Raw genomic sequence first — 22,627 nt, forward strand, 5'->3', positions numbered from 1 at the left:
AATTTCTAAGCGTACAAATATTTCCCGTCCACAAAAATACTACTGGCTGGGTCAAGTGTGGCGATCGCCAGTACAATTGGCTTTGTGGGATTAATTGATCCCCATTTAGCACGTAGACTTGTTGGGTCAATACATCAAAATTTACTACCAGTTGCCGCCTTAATCGGGGGATTATTGGTAGCAGGCGCAGATTTTTTCGCTAGAACTTTATTTTCTCCCACAGAATTACCCTGTGGTTTACTAACTGCTGCTTTAGGAGTTTATTCATAACTGATAACTGTTAATGAAAAAAGCCCCCACAAGGGGGCTTATTAAGTTGTCCGCGTGGAATGAACAACTAATAATTAATACTCACAGTAGATACAGTAATCCGAATAAAATAATCCAAATCACATCAACGAAGTGCCAGTAAATTTCTGCCGCTTCAATGCCAAAGTGCTTTTCGTTACTATAATGACCCGGAACGCGCGATCGCCACAACACGGCAACAATTGCCAAAACACCGATAGTAACGTGCAATCCGTGGAAACCAGTCAAAACGTAAAATGCACTAGCAAATAAATTGGTAGTTAAACCAAATTCTAAATGGGTATATTCATATACTTGACCCACTAAGAAGATAGCACCCATTGCAGCCGTAATTGCTAACCAAATCTGGGCACCCCGCGCATCGTTCTTTTTGATAGCAGTGTCCGCATTGTGCATGACAAAACTACTAGAAATTAGATTGATGGTGTTGACTCCAGGTAGCAATAGTTCTAATTCTGGAGTACCTGCTGGAGGCCATGCAGGCAAGGTAGCACGGAAAGCCAAATAGGCTCCGAACAACCCCATAAAAATCATCCCTTCAGCAATCAGGAAGACAACTAGCCCAAACAGACGATGATCTGGATGTTCTTCGTGATGACCGACGGACGCTTCCGCCGCGTGATGATGATTTAGTTCGGTTTTAGCTGGGTCAATAGTTTGACTTTGCATGAATTTTGATAAGTGGGGAATGGGGAGTTAAAAGTTAGGAGTTAGGAGTTAGGAGTTAGGAGTTAGGAGTTAGGAGTTAAGAGTTAAAAATTTTTAACTAATAACTTTATTAAACTCATCACTCCTAAATGTTCACTCCTAAGTCTATTTCCGGTCTTCGGGATTAGCAGCAACAGCTGGGTCGGGTTCTGCTCTTAATACTGAGTTTAGTCCACCAGATAAGACTGGATTGGGATCAGACAAAGGTACACCTTCGTCAGCCCTTTCCAAGCCGTAGTCGTAGGGGCCTGTAGCCAGTACTGGGGTTTGATCAAAATTCTCGATCGCAGGTGGTGATGTAGTCATCCACTCTAAGGTCAATGCTCTCCAGGGATTATTACCAGCTTTTTCGCCGTATAACCAACTCCAAATGGCATTGATGATGAAGGGGAATGTCGAAACTGCTAGTATGTAAGCGCCATAAGTGCAGATTTCGTTGAGAAAGGTAAATTTGGGGTCATACTGGGCGATACGGCGGTTCATGCCCATTAATCCCAGCTTGTGCATTGGTAAGAAGGTCATATTTAGACCCACAATTGTTAAGGCAAAGTGAACTTTACCCCAAAATTCGTTTACCATCCGTCCCGTCATTTTCGGGAACCAGTGGTAAATTGCCGCATAAATGCCGAGAACACTACCACCAAATAGCACGTAGTGCAAGTGGGCTACCACAAAATAGGTGTCGTGAACGTGAATATCAAAAGGCACTGCTGCCAACATTACGCCACTGATCCCACCGATTACAAAGGTGCCAACAAAGCCGATGGCGAACAGCATGGCACTGTTAAGGCGGATTTTTCCACCCCACATGGTTGCTAACCAACTGAAAATTTTAATTCCTGTGGGTACGGCAATGATCATAGTGGTGATCATAAAGAACATCCGCAACCAACCGGGGATACCACTGGTAAACATGTGGTGCGCCCAAACAATTAGCCCCAAAAAGCTAATAGCAAGAGAGGAATAAGCGATCGCTTTATAGCCAAAAATCGGCTTGCGGGAATGCACCGGGATAATTTCTGAAATTGCCCCAAAAAAGGGCAAAATCATGATGTAAACTGCTGGGTGGGAGTAAAACCAGAACATGTGCTGATACACAACTGGGTCGCCACCCCCAGTCGGGTTAAAAAATGTTGTTCCTGCCAATAAGTCAAAGGAAAGCAGAATTAGACCTGCTGCTAACACTGGCGTAGATACCAAAGTCAGTGCCGAGGTAGCAAACATTGCCCAGCAGAACAAGGGCATTTGGTGAACCCCCATACCGGGAATACGCATCTTGAGCAATGTGACGAGGAAATTGATTGCCCCTAGAATTGATGACGTACCTAGTAAAAGAACGCTCATAATCCAAATTCCCTCACCTACTTGACCTGTTACCAAGCTCAGAGGAGGGTAGGAAGTCCAACCCGCATCCGGTGCATCGCCTACCACTAAACTAGTGATCAGCAATAAACCCGCAGGGGGAATCATCCAAAAGGCAACAGCATTCAAGCGTGGGAATGCCATATCCTTTGCCCCAATCATCAAGGGAATGAGGAAGTTAGCAAAACCCGCACCAGCTGGCACGATCCACAAGAAAATCATGATCGTGGCGTGCAGCGTAAATAAGCTGTTGTAGACTTCAGGGGTGACGAAATCGACTTCTGGGGTTCGCAATTCTGTACGAACCAAATCAGCCATCACCCCACCGATACAGTAAAAAATGAATGTAGTGACTAGGTATTGAATCCCAATCACCTTATGGTCGGTGTTGAAAGTAAAGTAGTCTTGCCATTTTCTGATCCCTGGCTCCTCAACAAGAGCAGGGGCGTTGGCAGTTTCTTGCACTTGAGCTTGGGTCATTTGTCACTTGTCCTTTGTCCTTTGTCACTTGTCCTTTGTCACTTGTCCTTTGTATGAGTACTAATGACCAGTGACTAATGACCAATGACTAATGGTGAACTTGATGGAGGATTTCTGGCTTAATTCCCATATCCTTGGTGTAAGGAGCGAGAAATTCATTTGGGGAAAGATCGGCAGGGTTAACAGCAACGGCTTGATTTAGGATTTCTTTGCTGGCAACTAGCTGTTCTTGCATCCATTTGTCAAAGGCTTCTTCTGGCTCAACGACTACTGTTGCTCTCATTGCACCGTGGTAGGGGCCACAAAGTTCAGCACAGATTAGGGTATAATCTCCTGCTTTTTTGGGAGTGAAGCGAATCTCGCTTTGCCTACCAGGGATTGCATCTTGTTTCAGGCGGAACTCTGGCACCCAAAAGGCGTGGATGACATCGTTGGCTGTCATATTAATTTCTACTTCTCGCCCAATCGGTACGTGCATTTCACCTGTAGTTATACCAGTTTCAGGATAGGTGAAAAGCCAAGCATATTGTAGACCAGTGACGTTGACCCGTAATCCTGCTGGTTTGCCTGCTTTATCAGGAGTTCCCCCAATTGTCGGAGCAACAATACCGACACCTGGGGCATCCCGCAGTTGGGGAATTTGGTCAGCATTACGAACTTCTGCCGTAGCTGGGTCTTGCATCGCCTCATCAGATTTTTCTTGATTGAGGTTGGGTTCGGTGCTAGGAGGAGTATCGCTTAAAGTTGCTGCCATAGCACTTCCAGGCATTGCCATCGACTCCTGATTCATCGGCGCTTGATGGATAGCGTGGGGATCAAAGCCACCGATTTCGTTGTAGACATCAAAGCTGTAAACAGAAATACCGAAAACGATAATTGCTGGGATTGCCGTCCAGAGAATTTCTAGAGGTACATTGCCCTCAACTGGTGGGCCGTCTTCATTGTCACCTGCACGTTGACGGTATTTAAATGCAGAGTAAATTAAAATACCTTCGACCAGCAGGAATATACCAGTAGAAATGACCATCATCGCGTTGAACAGACCATCTACCAATACGGCTTCATCCGTTGCTGCTGTTGGCAACAGTCCGTGATTTTGACCGTACCAAAGGCTGGCGAGCGTTAGCACGATGCCAATCAGTAGTGTCCAGATTGAACTTGGAATCTTCACGGCTTACTTAATTGAATTTACTACGTTATCTTAAAGCTGCTCATTTACTAAGGTAGTCTAGGCCAGAAGGCATGGGGGACAAAGGTCTGAAATTTTTATTAATTTTTTTAACTATTTTACTAATTTTGGGTACAAGGTGACTATCGGGAGGCAGGGGGCAGTTCTTGCTGGGGGCAGGGGGTAGGAGTAACCCAGATGCATTTAAAAGTATGGGATTGAACCACTGGGTTTTATACCCAAAACTAAAGTTTTCATTCATAATTATTTCCTCCTGCCTTCTCCTAAAATCAGTGGAAAAATTTAAGGAAAAATTTAGAATGTTTAAATGAATTGTGATTAATCAATTTTTTACATCTTGAAAAATACCTAAAGCTTCAGGCAAAACCTTTCTGGAGTGATTCAAAGTATAAGTGAGTGCTAATCTATAAACCCTTAGCCTATACGCTAGGGTGGAGATGGGACAGTAAAAGAAAATTGAAAATTTTAAGAGAGCCACCAAGAACGGGCAGAAGGTATCATTCATGAGCGAATTTGTCCTACAACAACAAAATGAAGCGGCGCTTGGGCAGCAAAAGCCCAAAGAAATGATTCGTCGCTTGGTGTGGAAAATATGCATAGCCACCTTAATTTTGATGGCAATAGGCAGCGCCACCCGCGTGATGAATGCTGGGCTTGCTTGCCCAGACTGGCCTTTATGCTATGGCGAACTGGTGCCAGCCAAGCAAATGAATCTCCAAGTGTTTTTGGAGTGGTTTCACAGATTGGATGCAGCTTTAATTGGTGTAAGCGCGATCGCACTCTTCGGTTTGTCCTGGTGGCATCGTCGTTTCTTACCCAAATGGCTGCCTTGGGCATCCACATTCGCCCTATTTTTAATTGTCTTCCAAGGCATCTTGGGGGGACTCACCGTTACCGAACTGTTGCGGTTTGATATCGTTACCGCTCATTTAGGAACGGCGCTGTTGTTTTTTACCACCCTCCTGATTATCGGCACAGCACTTACTCCCTTTCAGGGGAATGGAACCGTTGGTAAGTTGCCTTGGGTCGGTTTAACTGCTGCTGTTCTGGTTTACCTACAAAGTCTGCTAGGTGCTTTAGTAGGCTCTCGCTGGGCGCTACACCAATGTCTCGGCGGTTCTCAACTTTGTACTGTAATGTACAGCCATATTGCTGGTTTAGTGCCGCCTTCCTTAGCAACCTTGGCAATGGTATTTATCTGTTGGCGGACACCAGCACTACATCCAGCCCTGCGGCGACTGGCAAATATAGCTGGTGGATTGTTGATCTTACAAATCTTGTTGGGATTCGCCACCTTCAAATTACACCTCCAAGTCGAGCCTCTCACCGTCTCTCACCAAGCTATAGGAGCTACTTTGCTGGGTACTTTGGTAGTTTTCACAGTTCTCGCACTGCGTGACTCAGTTAGTGCTGATTCACGAGTGCTGAGTGCTGAGTAGGGAATGGGGGAGATAAGGGAGATAAGCGAGATGAGGAAGCAGGGGAAGCAGGGGAAGAATTCCTAACTCCTAACTCCCAACTCCTAACTCCTAACTCCTAACTCCTAACTCCCAACTCCCAACTCCCAACTCCCAACTCAGCACTGATGATGCGACCCACGCAGGTGCAGAAAATCTGTGTTTTCGTTTGCCTGAAAGAGCCAGCTTGAGCGGTGGCTGCATATAAGTTGTTGAAAAATAAGGAACCAGAGCCAAAATGATTGAGACTAATGTCTCTCGCCACCACCAAACATTTTTACAGGTAATTCAAAGTTACTACCAGCTAACGAAGCCTCGGATTATTCCGTTGCTTTTGATTACCACGGCTGGGAGTATGTGGATTGCTGCTAAGGGAGAAGTAGACCCATTGCTGTTGCTAGTAACTCTCACTGGTGGCACAATGGCTGCTGCAAGCGCCCAGACGATTAACTGTGTCTATGACCGGGATATTGATTATGACATGGAGCGGACGCGCCATCGTCCCATACCTTCGGGTAAGGTGCAGCCGCGCGATGCTCTAATTTTTGCGATCGCACTGGCGACGATTTCCTTTACACTCCTAGCAGTATTTGCCAATCTGTTAGCCGCCCTGCTAGCTTTCTCTGGCATCGTCTTTTATATTTTGGTTTATACTCACTGGCTAAAACGCCACACCACCCAAAATATCGTTGTTGGTGGGGCTGCTGGGGCAATTCCGGCGTTAGTGGGTTGGGCTGCTGTCACAGGCACTTTAAGCTGGTCAGCATGGTTAATTTTTGCCATTGTCTTTTTGTGGACACCGCCCCATTTCTGGGCTTTAGCTCTGATGATTCGGGACGATTACGCAAAGGTGGGGATACCAATGTTACCTGTAATTGAAGGTGATACGGCAACAGTGCGGCAGATTTGGTACTACACGCTGGTAACAGTATTTGCAACCGTGTTATTGGTTTATCCCTTGGGCGCAAGTGGAATTCTTTATGGTGCGATCGCTGTAATTCTGGGAGGATTATTTATCCACAAATCTTGGCGTTTATTGCAAAATCCAGAGGATCGCGTTGTAGCTAAAGAGTTGTTTCTCTTTTCTATCTCCTACATGATGCTGTTGTGTCTGGGGATGGTAGTTGATAGTCTTCCCATTACCCATAATCTAATTAGTGCGGTGAGTAATCATCTGCATTTTATTGGATAGGGGATGGAAAATTTAGCGATCGCGTTTGGTAAATTGGCGCGATCGCATTTTAAGAAATTAAAAAATATACATAATAATTAGAGTTTGGCGGATTTGCGATGTCTACGACGGGCTATTCGGCGTCACAAGTAAAGTTTCAGTCATAAGTGAATTTATTAAACATTAATATCACTTACCTATTTATCCATTTTTAATAGCTATGGAAAAAGCAACGCAAGTAATTCGTCACGAGTTAAACCAGCATGAGCAGCAACATCTTTCAATATGGCGTTAAGTGTGCCAATTTTAATAGGGTCATGGGCGGGAACTGTGATATGATGCTCACCATTCTATAGCTAATCTTTCTATAACTACTAAATTTTACAATCTACAAGACCTGACAAGAGAGAAAAAATTCCCCAAGCGCCAGAATAACTAAAAATTAACTTCTTCCGTCTCCACCGCAGAAAGTGGTAAATGCTCCTTCTGGGGAATTTATACTAAATAGTAGTTCAGAATATTCTTTCCAGCGATTGTTTAGATGCCTTCACGATGCGATCGGCTAGTTTAATTCAATCACGGTCTAATTTTAACCAAATTTGTCTTTGCACACTAAAACCAAAACGCCCGTTGCTATACTTTAGCTAAAGTTCATTAATCTTGCTGATATCTTAGCAATGTTGACAAATTACATTCGTACAGCAATGCACAAAGCAACCTACGAGTTGCTTGAGGATGGAACTTTCTATAGCGAAATTCCAGAATGTCAAGGAGTGTGGGCAAACGCTGCAACACTAGAAGCTTGCCGGGAAGATTTGCAAGATACTCTTGAAGGATGGATTATTTTAGGATTGCGTTTAGGTCATACTCTACCGATACTCGATGGTGTTGACCTGAATTTCACCAAAGAGGTCGCCTAATGCCACCCTTTGGATCGATTAATCGGCGGGATCTAATTCGTTATCTGAAAGATGCAGGTTTTGATGGCCCTTACCCAGGTGGTAAGCACCAATACATGGTAAAAGGTGAATTAAAGCTGACAATTCCCAATCCACATCAGGGAGACATCAGCCCAAGCTTACTAAATAGAATATTACGTCAAGCTAATATAAGCAGAGATGAATGGGAGGCGTTATAAATTATATGCGCGATCGCTCATGAGACAATAATCTCTCGTGCGATCGCAATAGAACCTAATGAAAAAACAGCGCTACAAGACGCTACCGGGTAGAAAGGGAATTATGCCAGTATGGGTCGTTAGTCCGTCAGCCATTCCAGACTCGTTTAGCTTCTCTCTTAGGTGTTAAACGTCGCTAGCGATTATCGCCTGTACCTTCAGTTTTACGTTTTTCATTTTTGGCAACGCTAGCACTAGCAATAAGTGTAGTGGAAATAAGGATGCTATAGGCGGAAAATCAGAGTTGAATTGTATTAATGAAGGAATTTACCTACTAATACATTAGGAATAAATATGTCAGACACGTCAACGAATACCACGAAAGGAAGAAGAACTCCGGCGCTAGAATATGCATGGTTTAATACTTTAATTGAGAAGGATGACGCTAATGGTCATAATCAAAAGGCAAGGCTTAAAGATTTTGAGGGACTTAAAATAGCTAATGTTGATTTAGATAAAATTCTGGATTTAGGTTTTGCTTATGCCCCGCTTCCGCTTATCAATTGGCTTGGATTCTCTAGCAAAATCGTATCGGGGCGAATAATTAAACAAGCACATGAAAAAGTAGCTTCTGCACCCGATGGTGCTCCACCTGTGCAAGGTCTAGCTAAAGACTATGTTGTAAGTTCACGCCTTACCAGTGTGGTTAATATTCAAATTAGTTTTACACATGGCACAACAATAATAAGTGGAGAAATAGCTGCTAGCAAGATGGCTCCTGGTGATAAATTCACATCTAAAGCTTATAACACTAAAAAATTTAGCATAGGTTTTCCTGCTAGATTGACCGCTACTAAAGGTGAAGGTGCCAAAAAGACACCACTATATCCAGCGCAAAAGAGAGGAACCAAAGAAGATAGTAATAAATCTAAGGGAATAAGCAAAATCTTATTTCAAGCTTGGTGTTTACATTTACCTTTAGAAATTTATGACAGCATTGGTGATATCACAATGCTGACTCGCAGCAAGAGTGACAAAATAGCTCCGAAATTTAAAGCTACTCTACTAAGTGATGCTGGGGGTGGAGGAAATTTATTGCAAGATATGCAAGTAATTGATGGTGAACTAGTGGAAGAATCATTAATTTTTACACCCCAAAGAATTTATTAAACCTCATCCTTCTTGACAGGGCAAGCGCATCTTATCAATAACAAGACATTAATCTCAAGAAAGCCCAAAATAATCGCATTAATGCCTACTTATTAAGAATATTTTAGGCATTAAGTTATCCCAATTTCTGCTTACTGGGTTTCATAATTCTTTATATTTTTGAGCAGATTTACTTCTAGTGGCGGCTACAGTCTCAACTTACTTTTGCTAGCGTAGTGATATACAGTTTATCGCTCCCCAGTAAGCGACTGAAAGCAAAAGGATTAATATGGCTCATTTAAATCAGCGTCGTCCCCAAAATGTCAACGGCGATTTTTATGTAGATAGTACCTGTATTGATTGTGATACCTGTCGCTGGATGGCTCCTGAAGTATTTTATGATGTTGATGACCAATCGGCTGTTTATCATCAACCATCGAATGATGCAGAAAGATTAGCCGCGCTTGAAGCACTTTTAGCTTGTCCTACTAGTTCTATTGGCACAGTTGAGAAACCAAAAGATATCAAAGTTGCTCAAGAAAAGTTTCCAATATTAGTAGCGGAAAATGTTTACCACTGCGGCTATCATTCTGAAAAATCTTACGGTGCTGCTAGCTATTTAATTCAGCTTCCAGAAGGTAATATTTTGGTGGATTCTCCCCGGTTTACGCCGCCTTTAGTCAAGCGTTTAGAAGAACTGGGGCCAATTCGTTATATGTACCTAACTCATAAGGATGATGTGGCAGATCATGAAAAGTTTGCCGAGCATTTTCAGTGCGATCGCATCCTCCATGCTGATGATATTACTACCGATACTCGCAATGTAGAAATACAGCTAACTGGTTCTGAAGCATTTACTTTGACTCCAGATTTATTAATTATCCCAGTTCCTGGTCACACCAAAGGACAAACTGCCCTACTTTATAAAAATAAGTTTCTGTTTACTGGCGACCATCTCGCTTGGTCAGAAAGCTTGCACCAACTGAATGCATTTCACGGTGTCTGCTGGTATTCTTGGCCAGAACAGACTAAATCAATGCGTAACTTGGCTAATTATTCTTTTGAGTGGGTGCTACCAGGTCATGGGCGAAGGTTTCATGCTGATAAGGAAACCATGCGCCAGCAGATGCACAAGTGTATTGAGTGGATGGAATCTTTGAATTGACGTTAAATAACTGACTGTCAAAGTGAAACTGTCACACAGACAGGCAATCCCGCCCATAACTGAAGTTCAGGGCTAATAGCTTGCATTCCACTCAAGTGGACTAAATTAAATGATTAATTCAGTCCACTTGAGTGGACTTCAGCTATAAGACTCGGAATTGATTCCGAGGCGGGATAGAACGCAGTGCGACATTTATTAATAAAGATATGGCTGCGGACTTGTGGGTACACCGTAGACCTCTTGCATAAATCAAACAATTTGAACCCCCAACAGCCAAAGCATCGGGGGGGGTTTGGGGTGGAGTGTTAGGGACTTTTGCAAGAGGTATCATAGCTTTTTAGTAGAGAGAAATAGAAGTGAGGTCAAACTTTATTGCATACAAACCAGCGATCGCTATAACCTGAGTTTTAGCACCCTTTTAACCAAACACCGATTATGAAAAAGCTGATTAACAAGCCAGAAGACTTTGTGCGGGAAAGTCTAGAAGGTATGGCGGCGGCTCATTTCGATTTAATTAAACTGAACTACGATCCCACTTTTGTCTATCGAGCCAATGCACCTATACAGGGTAAAGTAGCAATTATTTCTGGTGGTGGCAGTGGACATGAACCAATGCACGCTGGCTTCGTGGGCAAAGGAATGCTGGATGCAGCTTGTCCTGGTGAGGTTTTTACTTCACCTACTCCTGACCAAATGCTAGAAGCAGCAAAGCTTGTAGATGGAGGCTCTGGTATCCTTTATATCGTCAAGAATTACAGTGGCGATGTGATGAACTTTGAAATGGCAACGGAGTTGGCCCGTAGTGAAGGCATTCGATCGCTAAATATTTTGATTGATGACGATGTAGCAGTCAAGGACAGTCTCTATACCCAAGGACGCCGGGGTGTGGGAACAACAATACTAGCGGAAAAAATTTGTGGCGCGGCAGCGGATTTAGGGTATGATTTGCCACAAATAGCAAATTTATGTCGGCGAGTAAATCTGAATGGGCGGAGTATGGGAATTGCTCTAACATCTTGTACAGTCCCCGCCAATGGAACACCGACATTTGAATTGAGCGATCGCCAAATTGAATTAGGTATCGGTATCCACGGTGAACCAGGAATAGAACGTACAGATATAAAACCAGTAGATGAGATTACCGAAATTTTAACGCGATCGCTCCTTGAAGATGCACCATATAGCCGCACACTGCATGAGTGGGATGAAGATAAAGGAGAATGGGTAGATGTAGAACTAACAAATCTCCCATTTACCAAAGGCGATCGCTTATTAGCTTTTGTCAATAGTATGGGTGGAACCCCGATTTCCGAACTGTATATTGTTTACCGCAAACTCGCGCAAATCTGCGAACAGCAAGGATTGCAAATTGTCCGAAACTTGATAGGCCCTTACATCACATCTCTAGAAATGCAAGGTTGTTCCATTACCCTGCTGAAATTAGATGATGAGATGATCCGCCTATGGGATGCACCAGTAAAAACGCCGAGTTGGCGCTGGGACTAATTCGTAATTCGTAATTCGTAATTAAAGATAGTTTCAGACTGTATATTAGATAAATACACCAAACAAAGCCATGTATAGAGGGATCATCCCAAATGTTTAAAAGCATAGGCTGTGATTGTGAACGTGATAAAAATCTATCATCTTGAAAAATTTACTGGCATTGGAATACTCCCAGGGCTATTTCGTTCTAAACAGAAACCGCCCAGAACTGAAGTTCCTCTCTTATAGCTAAAGTCCGTTTTAAAGGACTATAACCTTTTATCAGTCGTCTTTAGACGACTTTCGCTATTAGACTCAGAATTCATTCTGAGGCGGCCTAGATAAGAATGAAATAGCCCTGGGAATACTCCCTGTATAGATGAGGAAAACTTAAACCCTAAAATTACGAATTACGAATTACGAATTATGGTGAGTCAGGCGCAGATATTACAATGGTTGCAGGCTTATGCAACCGAGATAGAGCAGAATAAAGCATATTTGACAGAATTAGATGCTGCGATCGGAGATGCTGACCACGGTATCAATATGGATCGTGGCTTCAAAAAGGTAAGCGCTCAGTTACCAACTCTTACAGACAAGGACATCAGCAACATTCTCAAAACTGTGAGTATGACCTTGATTTCTTCCATTGGCGGTGCTAGTGGCCCTCTTTATGGCACTTGGTTTTTACGAGCCAGTACAGCAGTAGTAGATAAGCAAGAATTAACAGAACAAGATGTTTTAGGATTACTCCAAGCAGGCTTAGAGGGCGTGTTGCAACGTGGCAAAGCGCAACTAGGAGACAAAACAATGTTGGATGTGCTATCTCCGGCTGTAGACGCTTTTGGGCAAGCTGTAGGAGAAAGTAAAGGAACACTAGAAGCTTTGCAACAAGCTGTAACAGCAGCCCAAAGGGGGTTGCAAGAAACTATACCGATGCAAGCGAGAAAGGGACGCGCTAGCTACCTGGGAGAACGGAGCATTGGACATCCAGATCCAGGAGGGACTTCTGCTTATTTGATGCTAAAGAGTTTATTAGCTGTATTGGAAAGTTCTAAGTAATATTAAATTCGGGTAATTAGTTATGATTCCCACATTCATTGCACCCCTCCCCGATGCCTTGGGGAGGGGAGACAAAGCGTAGCTTTGGCGGGGTAGGGTTCTTCAGGTTTAACAAGTAATCAAGCGGACATGATATTACGCCTATTTGAGATTCAGAAGTTGAAGCAGATTTTGAAGCTTAAAATTATTCCAACTCAAAACTACTGAAGTTTCAATAGTTAAATCTCCCTTTTTAAGGTTAGTCATCAAAGCAGAACCATTTTCAAGACTATAGAAAAGGTCATCTAAAAGCTGCAATTGATTTCGAGGAAGAGTATAGTAAACCTTATTATTTTCAATTCTAACCTCCTTTGGTAAAGCACCATTGGGAAGTTTCCCTCCCCAAAATGTTGTCCAACCTACAATGAGGTAACGGTAAACTATCGATTCAGTCTCAAATTTAGGGGATTTTAATAAGCGAAGTTCCCCTTCAAGGCAATCTTCATGAAGAGTTATTTTCTCAGGAGTAAAATGCAATTGCACTTGAATTTTATTGTATTCTATTGTTGCAACAAGTCCCTCCTCAGAGTGTGGTTCTAAGCTTTTTAATTGCTCAACTCTAGATTCGGCTTGTTGACAGAGAACTAAAACCATTTTTTTTGTCAAAGTCAACTGTTTAGCACCTGAGCTAAACATAATGTATTCTTCTAGACTTCTTTTGATAAATTGTCTAGACTCCTGAAACGCTGCTGTAATCTTTCCAAACATAATGATCTTCGAGGAATATTTAGGTTTCTATTGATAAGTATTCCCATAGAATTCAGTGAAATCATTATAATCGGACGACAATTTATTTAAATGGGCTTTCAAAACCTATATAAATTTGTCTTCTTATATTGTTTCTTTGTCAGATTACTCAATTATTAAAGCCTTCTAAGGAAACCTTTCAGCGCGGGGGTAAGTCCTAGACATCGCTTAAAAATTAAAACTTATCTAAATTATCTTATTGACAGCAGATATAGTCTGGATGCGCCATTTACCTCGTTCTCGAATCAAATCATACCGAACTCGCAAATCCTCGCTAGAAGACTTTTCAAACTGACCATTTTCATATAACTGCATCGCTTCCTTAACCGTAGCTTTCACTACGGCACGATCTGCATATAAATCATTTTTCTCTACAGATTCTATCTTCAGACTATGGTCATACTTGTAATATTGCTTTTCTAATTTATACTGTTCACCAGTCTGCCGCGATTGAGACAAAGCTGAACCAGTTAAAATCTGCTCTAAACTATTAATTTCATGATTCGGCCCGAAAGCTTCAGCTTTGGTCGATAACCAAGTCCGAATGACTTCCTCTGCCGTTGCATTTGTTAGAAGGCCTTGTGCAGATTCTGGTTTACTATATGGATCGGGAATAGATATTGGTGGTTGATTTATCTCTACAAATAACTCTGACACAGGTGGTGTAGGGAAAAACAGATTTTTTAACCATCCAAAAGTTGTTGTGGCTACTACCCAGATAACTAATAAACTCACCAAAGAAATAAACACTCTCCACACCACCCGTGTTTTCCCTTCGATGGTGTTAGCAAAAGTTCGCCGCCGCCGGGGACGACGAGAAGGAGGACGATTATCTGGTACACGCCCTCGGCTAGCAGATTGAGTAGGTTTTCTTTGCCTACGCTTTTGGTTATGAACGGGTGCAGCACGTTTAGCTGAACCGTTCAAATGCTCCTTAGTGCCTCTACTCATCCGTTCAGCAGCAGGAATGTCTGATTTTACACTTTCAGATGAATTCCACATAGGTGGTGAGAAGTTTGCATATTCGGATGTTTCTCTTGTTGGTGTTTTTGGCAAATTTGGGTCAGGTGTTCTGCTGTGATTAAATTGCCCTGAAGTTCTAGTTGAATTGTTGTCGAAAGCAGGATTATTTGTCTTAGGTTGGGGAAAATATTGGGGGTTAATTACAGCCCATTCATTAGTTGTTTCTGCATCTGTTGGCAGTGCTTCTAAATAAGCTTGCACCTGTTGGTTAGCAAAGTAATCTTTTAGAAAAGCTTGCTGGTTTGCTAAATCTCTAAAATGGGGAAATACTTCGTGTTGCAACCACTGTTCTGCATATAGACACAGCCCCGGTAACAAATCTGGAGAATCTTGAGATTTTTCCCGAATAAAAGCTAAAGCTTCATACTCCTGACTAAGTTCTAAAACACGAGTTGCTTCTTCAGTTTGTCCCAAGAGTAATGCACATAGCGACTGTTCTAAATGTACATCTTGGCGTTTGCCCAAACGGATCAGCATTTGCCTTGCTTGACGAATTAAAGCCGGTTGCCGTTGAGCAAATCCCCGTGCTATCAACGCATAAACAGCTAAGTAAGTCGCAACAGCAGAAGGACGTTTGCTTTGAGCTTCAAATAACTTGTGCTGTTCCGCGACTGTTAAGTGGTTGCGTAACTGCTGGATAAATCGCAGAAAGTCATCTATATTTAAACCCGAATCATCATTGTTCGTGCCATCAATGCCACCACGATCTTCTAAGAGGTTTTGCAATAATTCCAAGCCTTGGCGTCGTTCGGCAGTCTTTTCTTGAGGTAGTGCCAACAACTCCAAAATTCGATATGGTCGCAATTTGTAAAGATCAGCCTGAATTTCTGCCTGAACGCTTACGAACAACCCTTCACGTACTAGCAGTTCTTGACCAGTTTCTAGGGATATGGCGGCATTTTCATAGTGGCCTTGCTGCCACTGTTCACGACCTAATTCTAGACAAGCAAGGGCAACAGTGAGAACAACATCTGGATGTTCAGCGTTTTCGTATATTTCTTCATCTGCTAAATTATTACTTTTTATTACACTTTTAGCACTATTTTTATTTACGAGGTAAGGACGACCTAGTTTCAATACAAGCTCGTATTCGCCCAACTCTTGCAAAATTAATAAAGCGCCAACTAATTCGTCTTGGCTAATTTCGATGCCTAGACTCTGGCTGTTAATGCCCCTTTTAGTGCTTTCTTTCCGATTTTCCTTTGCTACTGCGGCAGCAGCAAGGTTATCAGCATCATAGGCGTGGGCAAGATAGAGATGATCGTAGGTACTGCGTTGTTTTGGATCTGATAAAACCACGTAAGCTTCTTCTATGAGTTGTTTACGAGAAGAAATTGCAGCCTGAGAATACTCACGTCGAGGCAATTGTACAATGCGATCGCTGTATGCTTGCCGCAATTGTTCATCACTGGCCGCCAACGGTAGTCCTAAAATTCGGTAGTAATCTAGCGGAATTCGCACAGCCTACTTCCCCTGCACCGTGATCAACATAATCCACCTAGAGCGTTCCAGGCCTGTAAAACCGTGCCATAACAATGCCGTATAGAATTTACTCTACAAGTGTATATTGCAACAACTTGTTTTGTACCTTCCCGAAATTTTGAGTCACATTCTAGTACTAATTTTTTGCTTTCGCCTAGAAAGCCTCAATTGTTTGTCTTAATTCTTAGTATTTTTGTTTAACACAACTATTATCAGCCTTCGATAGCACAAACCACAACTACCGCTTTTAATCACGGCATAATTGTTGTGGTTGCAAGAATCTATTGATGATTGATTTTTTCGGGACTTTCCCAATAGTAGGTAACAAAAATACCACTATTGGAGGTCTTAGCCTGATAACTAGAGACAAAAATAATATCATAATTTACCTTTAATTACAATTACCTATTTGGGTATATAGATTTTTGCCTGCTTTTTTTGAAATTGTTAATGGATATGCAGAAAGCAGTATGTGTTGATTGCTAGTCTATGAAGGGGAAGAAAAACCCAAAGCGGCAGATGTTGCCCTTAGAGTCAAATCCTCACGGGACATGGGCTGAAAAGTTAAAAATCAAAAATTAAAAATTCACCTATTCCCTAAGATCCTTTTTTGGTGCATAAATAAAGTTTGATTGTTGAGTCTTACAAACGCTAGCCTGTTAAAAGCTGAGGTGTTATCAGACCAACTTATTTAAGACCGTAAGTTTAAGTTGTACAACAGGGATACTCAAAAATAATGGTTCAAGAGCGTACTTTACCCACATTTAATGCTGCTACTACGCACATTACTAAAGAAGAAGGGTTACGGTTGTATGAGGACATGGTATTAGGGCGCTTGTTTGAAGACAAGTGCGCTGAAATGTACTACAGAGGCAAAATGTTTGGTTTTGTCCATTTGTACAACGGTCAAGAAGCCGTTTGCAGTGGTGTTGTGCAGTCAATGCGACCGGGTGAAGATTACGTTTGTAGTACCTACCGTGACCACGTTCATGCTCTCAGTGCCGGTGTACCAGCAAAAGAGGTAATGGCAGAATTATTTGGTAAAGCCACAGGTTGCAGCAAAGGGCGCGGTGGTTCCATGCACATGTTTTCTGCTGAACATCGCTTGCTGGGTGGCTATGCTTTTGTGGCTGAGGGAATTCCTGTAGCAGCTGGAGCGGCTTTTCAAAGCAAATACCGCCGGGAAGTGCTAGGAGATAAAAATGCTGACCAAGTGACAGCTTGCTTTTTTGGCGACGGTGCAGCTAATAACGGTCAGTTTTTCGAGACGCTAAATATGGCAGCCTTATGGAAACTGCCAATTCTTTTTGTAGTCGAAAATAATAAGTGGGCGATTGGGATGTCTCACGAGCGGGCGACTTCCCAGCCAGAGATTTATAAAAAAGCCAGTGCATTTAACATGGTGGGCGTGGAAGTAGATGGTATGGATGTACTCGCAGTGCGAGCCGTGGCTCAAGAAGCTGTAGCCCGTGCTCGTGCAGGTGAAGGGCCAACATTAATTGAAGCGCTTACCTACCGCTTCCGGGGTCACTCTTTGGCTGACCCAGATGAAATGCGGAGCAAAGCGGAGAAAGAATTTTGGTTCGCTCGTGACCCAATTAAGAAGTTGGCAGCTTATTTGCTGGAGCAAAATCTGGCGGATGAGGGAGAAATCAAAGCAATTGATCGTAAAATTCAGGATGTAATCGACGAAGCGGTTAAATTCGCCGAAAGCAGCCCCGAACCAGACCCTAGCGAGTTATATCGTTTCGTGTTTGCAGAAGACGAGTAACAAAGTTAGGAGTTAGGAGTTAGGAGTTAGGAGTTAGGAGTTAGGAGTTAGGAGTTAGGAGTTAGGAATTCAGAACTCCTAACTCACAACTCCTGCCAGCAAGACTCTGTAGGCCAACTCTTACAATTGGAGTTAACAATTCAGAACTCCTAACTCACAACTCCTAACTTACAACTCCTAACTCCTAACTATCCTTATACCCAGGACTAAAATTTGTGTTTAGTATTGCAGTTCAACAGCAACAGTACAAGACTTACATTCTTTCTGACGAAGGCGTTGGTTCTCAATTAGAAGTCGTACCAGAACGCGGTGGTATCATCACCCGTTGGCGCATTCAAGGGCAAGAAATTTTCTATCTGGACACTGAACGCTTTACTCATCCTGAGTTGAGTGTCAGAGGTGGGAATCCAATTTTGTTTCCTATTTGTGGCAATCTACCAGATAATACTTACACTCACGACGGGAAACAATATACTCTCAAACAACACGGTTTCGCCCGTGAATTGCCGTGGAAAGCAACAGAACAAAAAACTCAAGATAAAGCTAGTCTCACTGTTGTTCTTAATAGCAATGAGCAAACCAAGGCAGTTTATCCTTTTGATTTTCAGGTGGCTTTCACCTACGAACTTCAAGGTAATACTCTAGAAGTCCGCCAGCAGTATCAAAACTTGTCATCTATACCAATGCCTTTTTCGGCTGGTTTCCATCCCTACTTTTTGTGTAGTGATAAAACTCAGTTAGAGGTTGAAATTCCTTCTAAGCAGTATCAAGATAATCAAACTAAAGAAATTCACTCTTTTGACGGCAATTTTGACTTTAGTCGTGATGAAATTGATTTTGCCTTTGGAGAGTTAACCAGTCAATCCGCTACTGCCATAGATCGCAGCCGGAACTTAAAACTCACTTTGGATTATGATGATTTCTCTACCTACCTGGTATTTTGGACTGTCAAAGGCAAAGAATTCTACTGTCTAGAACCGTGGAGTGCCACCCGTAACTCTCTCAATACTGGTGATAACCTGACTGTGTTAGCACCAGGAGCTACCTATACAGCATCTATAAGGTTGACTGCTAATTTTTTCTAAACCCCTTTACAAATCTACAGATATCTATGCTATGATTGCAAAGTTGCGAAATGCAAAGAAAGGGTCTCTAACTCAACGGTAGAGTACTCGGCTTTTAACCGATTAGTTCCGGGTTCGAATCCCGGGCGACCCATATTCAAGCTAAAAATGTTTGCTAAGTCTCTACGATAAAAGTCGAGTCTAACTTTATTGCTATCAACAAAATTGTGAATGCGATGGCTCTGGGGAATAAAAAATCGGATGAGCGATCGCTTTTTGCTGAAGATATAAAGAAAGATTACAAGTTAAGCAAAATTAACTAGCTTGTCAGTATATTTCAGTAATTTTACGGTTATTTATCTACTGGCAGAAAGTGAATAACTGAATTTGAGCTTTTCAAGTGGAAGTAACAGATGCAGGCGAATTTTGAGCAAAAAGCTTTTATTTCCTTAGTAGGTCTGGAAACTGAGAACTTATCCGCAAAGGAAATACGATTACAGGGTTTGTCTGAGAGGGATTACACTTACTTTTGGCAGGTATGGGAGCAGTATCGAAATTATTTTTACAGTCGCTGTTTAGAGTGGATGGGAGGTAATCATCATGATGCCGAAGATTTGTTCAGCCGGGCAATGCTCAAAGCCTGGAATCAATGGCCAGACTATGCTACTAAAATCACCAAGCCCAGAGCTTGGTTGAGCCGACTTATCCACAACCTCTGCATGGATCTACATCGAGAACGCAAGCGAGAGGCGCAAAGGATCGAAAACGTAGAGGACATTCAATTTAGAGATCACACAGTAGTTACTTCTAGGCTTGAATCTCCTGAATCAGAGATGTTTAGTCATGAACTGAGGGTATACCTCCGCCACAGAATTGCGTCCTTACCGACGAGACTGCGTGAACCTTTTATCCTTCGCTACTGTCAAGAAAAGTCTTACAGAGACATTGCCAAAGAACTCGCCCTTTCCGAAGACAACGTTTACAAACGAGTTCAACAGGCGCGAACTATTCTGCAAAAGCAGTTAAGCAAATATCTGGTCGGGGAAGATGACATTTCCCTAGATTCCCTCTCAACCCCCTTGAAATGGGTGATTCCGATGGTGGAATCTAAACCCGATCAAAAACTGATATCTGACTGGGAAGTGCCGATGACAACAACAAGCATCGAAGAAATTAATTACAAAGTAACCGTTACATGTCTGGAAAACTTGCAACATACTTGGTACACTTCCCCCAGTCTTCTGGGGTGGAGATGAATGTTCATCTAGTTTTAGACGAAAAGCCAACTAGACAAGACCAAAAGCTAAAAACTTACCGTCAGTACGTACAGAAGTATCCCCAAGGATGGAAGAAACGGTTGGAATTGGCTGATTTATTGTACAGCATGGGAAACTGGCAGCAAGCGATCGCAGAGTATCACCAAGTAATTGAGTTACAGCCTCAATTAATCAATGTGCGGCTGCAACTGGGGAAAATCTTGCAGATGATGAAACGAGAGGCAGAGGCTATAGAGCTATATAACAGTGCCTTAGCATTATCCTGTAATCAAGGAACTCAGCACCACATAGGCGGATTAATTGCTATCTGTAAAAATGACACCCAAAAAGCAATCATAGCTTTTGATGCTGCGGCTGACCTAGAACCTGACAAAATCGTTCACTGGCTGGCATTAGGACAAGTACACAAGGGAAGAGAAAATCTGATTGGGGCTTTAAAAGCCTTTTCACAGGTTTTGTCACTCAACCCAGATGATGTTATCGCCTTGATTCACAGCTATGATGCACTGATGGCAATGGGGGACTTTCAAGCAGCTAGGGAGCAGTTAAATAGAGCGATCGCTTTAGCTCCCGATGATTTACAGGTACTCCAACGACAATTAGATCAGCGTTGCGGGATGGGATTAGTATCCGGCGAAGAGGGGAAGCAGACTAAAAAACTGATTGGTTCTGTACTGCGACAGGCTCCTCATGCAGATGAAGCCTACAAATCACTGGCGTATTATCACCTTTACCGGGGGGATTGGGCGCAAGGGGTGGGGGTGTTAGCAGAGTTTGCACAGCAACACCCAAATCATCCTAGCGGTTGGTATTACTATGGACAGTGCTTGTTCCACACAGGAGAATATCAGGCGGCGGCTGAAATGATGCTGAAAGCATATCGTTTATATCCCAACGATTGTGAAATCTATCGGGCGTTGTGTAAGATTTTGCCCGTTGCTGGGCGACTAGAAGAATTACAACCCCTACTAGAAGAGATGCTTGAGCGTTTTCCTGAATGGTGGAGTGTTTGGGCGACGGTGGGGCGAGTGCTGGTGGAAAGCTTTCAAGAGATTGAACGAGGGTGTAGTCTTTCTGCCAAGGGAATGCAACTCCAACCCCAATTAGCTGATGCTTGGTTTGCTCATGGGCGGGTGTTGGCTTTAGCGCTTAAACATCAAGAAGCGATCGCGGCTTTAGAAAAAGGATGGCAGTTTTTGCCAGCAGGGGGTTATCTGCAATCTGTAGCTGCTGCGGTGTGGTTGGGGGAAAGTTACCAAGTGCTGGGGGCTGATAGGGCTAGTCGATCGTGGTGGGAAGAGGCTTGTGTGCGAAGTCAGGAACTGAGGTTGTTTAACTCGGCTACGGCTGATTACTGGCAAGGGAGGGCGTTAGAGGGGTTGGGCGATACTTTCGGGGCAATGAAGGTTTATCGCAGTGCTTTGAATTTGCAGTTGTTTTATCCTGCCCATGGAGAGGTTAAGGAGGCTTTGAAACGGTTGCAAGCGATGGTGCGGAAAGCTTCTTGTTCTTAAGTTGGTTTTATCGGGTGGATTTATTTAGAGAAAAAACGCCTCTAACTCGAAAAATTCCAAAATCGACCACTGGAAACGTCTTATAAATGTGAAGAACAGAAGAAGGCATTCAGATGCTTACTAACAGAGTGCCATTCTGAACACAACACCAAACACAATAGTTTTAGAAACTTATGACAAAGCTAAAAGTCGAATTAGTTGACGTTTATTGTCGAGATACCGAAGATATAACCGGTGCTGACGATTTTTATCTCGTCGGTGGTTTGGTAGGAGGAGGAATCACTAAGGGAATTCTGACAACTCCTGTTAAAATCAATGATAAGCAAAGGAAATCTTTCCAACCAGACCAAGCCGTTTTATTTGAGGGCGAAATCCCACAAGGAGAAAGCATCAAAGGCGGACTAAAAGCTTACGACGAAGATGCTGGAAAAGACTGGGGTAAGTACGGTGACGCAGTTAAAAAGATTACTAGTGCTATTTCTGGTGCTATAGCAACAACAAGCCCACAAGGAGCGGCAGCAGGAACAATACTTGGAGTAGCTGTAAACGCGGCAGACTTTATCGGTCAATTAGATAAAGATGATTTACTCGGTACTACCGAATTAGAAATTTCCTCCACAGGACCCTCGCGTGAAGAGCGAGCCTGGGTAATGTCCAAAAAAGGCGGTATAGGCTGGTCTACCTGGGACTACACACTTACCTATCGTATTAGCCGTTCCTAGAGGACTGATTAATATCAGTACAATCGCCTGATCTGTGAGGGTGCGTTACGAATAAAGCTAACGCACCTTTTTAAGTATCTATGCAATGTCTACAACGGGCTACGCCTATGCTCTTTTTAATTGCAGTCAGAGTTTTAAAAGTTGCCTTCGATTTTTGTTTTTAGAGAGCGATAGAAGAGGGTTATTGCAGTGCTTTGAGTCAAAGCAGCTAAAAGATAAGTTCCCAAAGCTTTCTAGGATCTGAGGGTGGATTTTTGGAGAGAAAAAATCCCTGTAAATCAAAAAAATCCCAAATTGGGGTTAGCAATCGTCTTAATAAGAGTAGACGAAAACC

19 protein-coding genes, 1 tRNA gene and 1 pseudogene are annotated in these 22,627 nt (G+C 42.8%); 15 read left to right on the forward strand and 6 right to left on the reverse strand.

What is annotated here, in order from left to right:
• Positions 1–42 precede the first annotated feature (42 nt).
• Positions 43–270, forward strand: a complete 228-nt coding sequence (locus tag V7K73_RS12535) for an iron chelate uptake ABC transporter family permease subunit (protein ID WP_334880426.1) — start codon at positions 43–45, stop codon at positions 268–270.
• A gap of 81 nt (positions 271–351) precedes the next feature.
• Here V7K73_RS12535 and V7K73_RS12540 read toward each other — a convergent pair whose 3' ends face one another.
• The 3 genes from V7K73_RS12540 to V7K73_RS12550 form a co-directional block, all read right to left on the reverse strand.
• Positions 352–978: a cytochrome c oxidase subunit 3 gene (locus V7K73_RS12540; protein WP_334880350.1), complete on the reverse strand. Its 627-nt coding sequence runs from the start codon at positions 976–978 to the stop codon at positions 352–354.
• Between the two features lie 144 nt (positions 979–1,122).
• Positions 1,123–2,859, reverse strand: coding sequence for a cytochrome c oxidase subunit I (ctaD, locus tag V7K73_RS12545; protein ID WP_334880352.1), 1,737 nt, complete (start codon positions 2,857–2,859; stop codon positions 1,123–1,125).
• Between the two features lie 88 nt (positions 2,860–2,947).
• On the reverse strand, positions 2,948–4,030 hold the full coding sequence (locus V7K73_RS12550) for a cytochrome c oxidase subunit II (RefSeq protein WP_334880354.1): 1,083 nt from the start codon (positions 4,028–4,030) through the stop codon (positions 2,948–2,950).
• Positions 4,031–4,551: 521 nt separating this feature from the next.
• Here V7K73_RS12550 and V7K73_RS12555 point away from each other — a divergent pair.
• Both V7K73_RS12555 and V7K73_RS12560 read left to right on the forward strand, forming a co-directional pair.
• Positions 4,552–5,487 (forward strand): COX15/CtaA family protein, encoded by a 936-nt coding sequence (locus V7K73_RS12555; protein WP_334880356.1) that lies wholly within the window; start codon positions 4,552–4,554, stop codon positions 5,485–5,487.
• A 256-nt stretch (positions 5,488–5,743) separates the two neighbouring features.
• Positions 5,744–6,697 carry a heme o synthase gene (locus tag V7K73_RS12560; RefSeq protein WP_334880358.1) on the forward strand — a complete coding sequence of 318 codons (954 nt, stop codon included), beginning with the start codon at positions 5,744–5,746 and terminating at the stop codon, positions 6,695–6,697.
• A 551-nt stretch (positions 6,698–7,248) separates the two neighbouring features.
• Here the strand turns inward: V7K73_RS12560 and V7K73_RS29865 are convergent.
• Positions 7,249–7,314, reverse strand: a pseudogene (locus tag V7K73_RS29865) (GUN4 domain-containing protein); the annotation flags it as partial.
• 39 nt (positions 7,315–7,353) lie between these two features.
• On the opposite strand from V7K73_RS29865, the gene V7K73_RS12565 reads away from it, so the two are divergent.
• The 6 genes from V7K73_RS12565 to dhaL all read left to right on the forward strand — a co-directional run bounded on the left by V7K73_RS12565 (position 7,354) and on the right by dhaL (position 12,654).
• A complete protein-coding gene (locus V7K73_RS12565; RefSeq protein WP_334880359.1) occupies positions 7,354–7,596 on the forward strand; it encodes a type II toxin-antitoxin system HicB family antitoxin in 243 nt (80 codons plus the stop codon).
• Positions 7,596–7,814, forward strand: coding sequence for a type II toxin-antitoxin system HicA family toxin (locus V7K73_RS12570; protein ID WP_193946409.1), 219 nt, complete (start codon positions 7,596–7,598; stop codon positions 7,812–7,814). Before V7K73_RS12565 ends, V7K73_RS12570 begins: the two co-directional genes overlap by 1 nt.
• A 333-nt stretch (positions 7,815–8,147) precedes the next feature.
• Positions 8,148–8,963: a hypothetical protein gene (locus V7K73_RS12575; RefSeq protein ID WP_334880362.1), complete on the forward strand. Its 816-nt coding sequence runs from the start codon at positions 8,148–8,150 to the stop codon at positions 8,961–8,963.
• A gap of 268 nt (positions 8,964–9,231) precedes the next feature.
• Positions 9,232–10,107 carry an MBL fold metallo-hydrolase gene (locus tag V7K73_RS12580; protein ID WP_334880364.1) on the forward strand — a complete coding sequence of 292 codons (876 nt, stop codon included), beginning with the start codon at positions 9,232–9,234 and terminating at the stop codon, positions 10,105–10,107.
• A 435-nt stretch (positions 10,108–10,542) separates the two neighbouring features.
• On the forward strand, positions 10,543–11,613 hold the full coding sequence (dhaK, locus tag V7K73_RS12585; protein ID WP_334880366.1) for a dihydroxyacetone kinase subunit DhaK: 1,071 nt from the start codon (positions 10,543–10,545) through the stop codon (positions 11,611–11,613).
• Positions 11,614–12,018: 405 nt separating this feature from the next.
• On the forward strand, positions 12,019–12,654 hold the full coding sequence (dhaL, locus tag V7K73_RS12590; protein WP_334880368.1) for a dihydroxyacetone kinase subunit DhaL: 636 nt from the start codon (positions 12,019–12,021) through the stop codon (positions 12,652–12,654).
• A 141-nt stretch (positions 12,655–12,795) separates the two neighbouring features.
• Here dhaL and V7K73_RS12595 read toward each other — a convergent pair whose 3' ends face one another.
• Positions 12,796–13,401 carry a hypothetical protein gene (locus V7K73_RS12595; protein WP_334880370.1) on the reverse strand — a complete coding sequence of 202 codons (606 nt, stop codon included), beginning with the start codon at positions 13,399–13,401 and terminating at the stop codon, positions 12,796–12,798.
• A 225-nt stretch (positions 13,402–13,626) separates the two neighbouring features.
• Positions 13,627–15,924, reverse strand: coding sequence for an IMS domain-containing protein (locus V7K73_RS12600; protein ID WP_334880372.1), 2,298 nt, complete (start codon positions 15,922–15,924; stop codon positions 13,627–13,629).
• A gap of 757 nt (positions 15,925–16,681) precedes the next feature.
• On the opposite strand from V7K73_RS12600, the gene pdhA reads away from it, so the two are divergent.
• The 6 genes from pdhA to V7K73_RS12630 all read left to right on the forward strand — a co-directional run bounded on the left by pdhA (position 16,682) and on the right by V7K73_RS12630 (position 22,293).
• Positions 16,682–17,716, forward strand: coding sequence for a pyruvate dehydrogenase (acetyl-transferring) E1 component subunit alpha (gene pdhA, locus V7K73_RS12605; protein WP_334880374.1), 1,035 nt, complete (start codon positions 16,682–16,684; stop codon positions 17,714–17,716).
• A 215-nt stretch (positions 17,717–17,931) separates the two neighbouring features.
• On the forward strand, positions 17,932–18,801 hold the full coding sequence (locus tag V7K73_RS12610; RefSeq protein WP_334880376.1) for an aldose epimerase family protein: 870 nt from the start codon (positions 17,932–17,934) through the stop codon (positions 18,799–18,801).
• Positions 18,802–18,862: 61 nt separating this feature from the next.
• Positions 18,863–18,934, forward strand: a tRNA-Lys gene (locus V7K73_RS12615).
• A gap of 259 nt (positions 18,935–19,193) precedes the next feature.
• A complete protein-coding gene (locus V7K73_RS12620) occupies positions 19,194–20,036 on the forward strand; it encodes an RNA polymerase sigma factor (RefSeq protein ID WP_334880378.1) in 843 nt (280 codons plus the stop codon).
• A complete protein-coding gene (locus V7K73_RS12625; RefSeq protein WP_334880380.1) occupies positions 19,976–21,571 on the forward strand; it encodes a tetratricopeptide repeat protein in 1,596 nt (531 codons plus the stop codon). The genes V7K73_RS12620 and V7K73_RS12625 overlap by 61 nt, the downstream gene beginning before the upstream one ends.
• A 173-nt stretch (positions 21,572–21,744) precedes the next feature.
• Positions 21,745–22,293, forward strand: coding sequence for a hypothetical protein (locus V7K73_RS12630; protein ID WP_334880382.1), 549 nt, complete (start codon positions 21,745–21,747; stop codon positions 22,291–22,293).
• The last annotated feature ends 334 nt before the right edge of the window (positions 22,294–22,627 follow it).

The organism is Nostoc sp. (assembly GCF_036916975.1).
Lineage (GTDB): Bacteria > Cyanobacteriota > Cyanobacteriia > Cyanobacteriales > Nostocaceae > Nostoc.

Excerpts from the sequence above, each read along its gene's own strand:
- V7K73_RS12540 (WP_334880350.1), bottom strand. The coding sequence starts at position 978 with ATGCAAAGTCAAACTATTGACCCAGCTAAAACCGAACTAAATCATCAT.
- ctaD (WP_334880352.1), bottom strand. The coding sequence starts at position 2,859 with ATGACCCAAGCTCAAGTGCAAGAAACTGCCAACGCCCCTGCTCTTGTT.
- V7K73_RS12555 (WP_334880356.1), top strand. The coding sequence starts at position 4,552 with ATGAGCGAATTTGTCCTACAACAACAAAATGAAGCGGCGCTTGGGCAG.
- V7K73_RS12560 (WP_334880358.1), top strand. The coding sequence starts at position 5,744 with ATGATTGAGACTAATGTCTCTCGCCACCACCAAACATTTTTACAGGTA.
- V7K73_RS12565 (WP_334880359.1), top strand. The coding sequence starts at position 7,354 with ATGTTGACAAATTACATTCGTACAGCAATGCACAAAGCAACCTACGAG.
- V7K73_RS12570 (WP_193946409.1), top strand. The coding sequence starts at position 7,596 with ATGCCACCCTTTGGATCGATTAATCGGCGGGATCTAATTCGTTATCTG.
- V7K73_RS12575 (WP_334880362.1), top strand. The coding sequence starts at position 8,148 with ATGTCAGACACGTCAACGAATACCACGAAAGGAAGAAGAACTCCGGCG.
- V7K73_RS12580 (WP_334880364.1), top strand. The coding sequence starts at position 9,232 with ATGGCTCATTTAAATCAGCGTCGTCCCCAAAATGTCAACGGCGATTTT.
- dhaK (WP_334880366.1), top strand. The coding sequence starts at position 10,543 with ATGAAAAAGCTGATTAACAAGCCAGAAGACTTTGTGCGGGAAAGTCTA.
- dhaL (WP_334880368.1), top strand. The coding sequence starts at position 12,019 with ATGGTGAGTCAGGCGCAGATATTACAATGGTTGCAGGCTTATGCAACC.
- V7K73_RS12595 (WP_334880370.1), bottom strand. The coding sequence starts at position 13,401 with ATGTTTGGAAAGATTACAGCAGCGTTTCAGGAGTCTAGACAATTTATC.
- pdhA (WP_334880374.1), top strand. The coding sequence starts at position 16,682 with ATGGTTCAAGAGCGTACTTTACCCACATTTAATGCTGCTACTACGCAC.
- V7K73_RS12620 (WP_334880378.1), top strand. The coding sequence starts at position 19,194 with ATGCAGGCGAATTTTGAGCAAAAAGCTTTTATTTCCTTAGTAGGTCTG.
- V7K73_RS12625 (WP_334880380.1), top strand. The coding sequence starts at position 19,976 with ATGTCTGGAAAACTTGCAACATACTTGGTACACTTCCCCCAGTCTTCT.
- V7K73_RS12630 (WP_334880382.1), top strand. The coding sequence starts at position 21,745 with ATGACAAAGCTAAAAGTCGAATTAGTTGACGTTTATTGTCGAGATACC.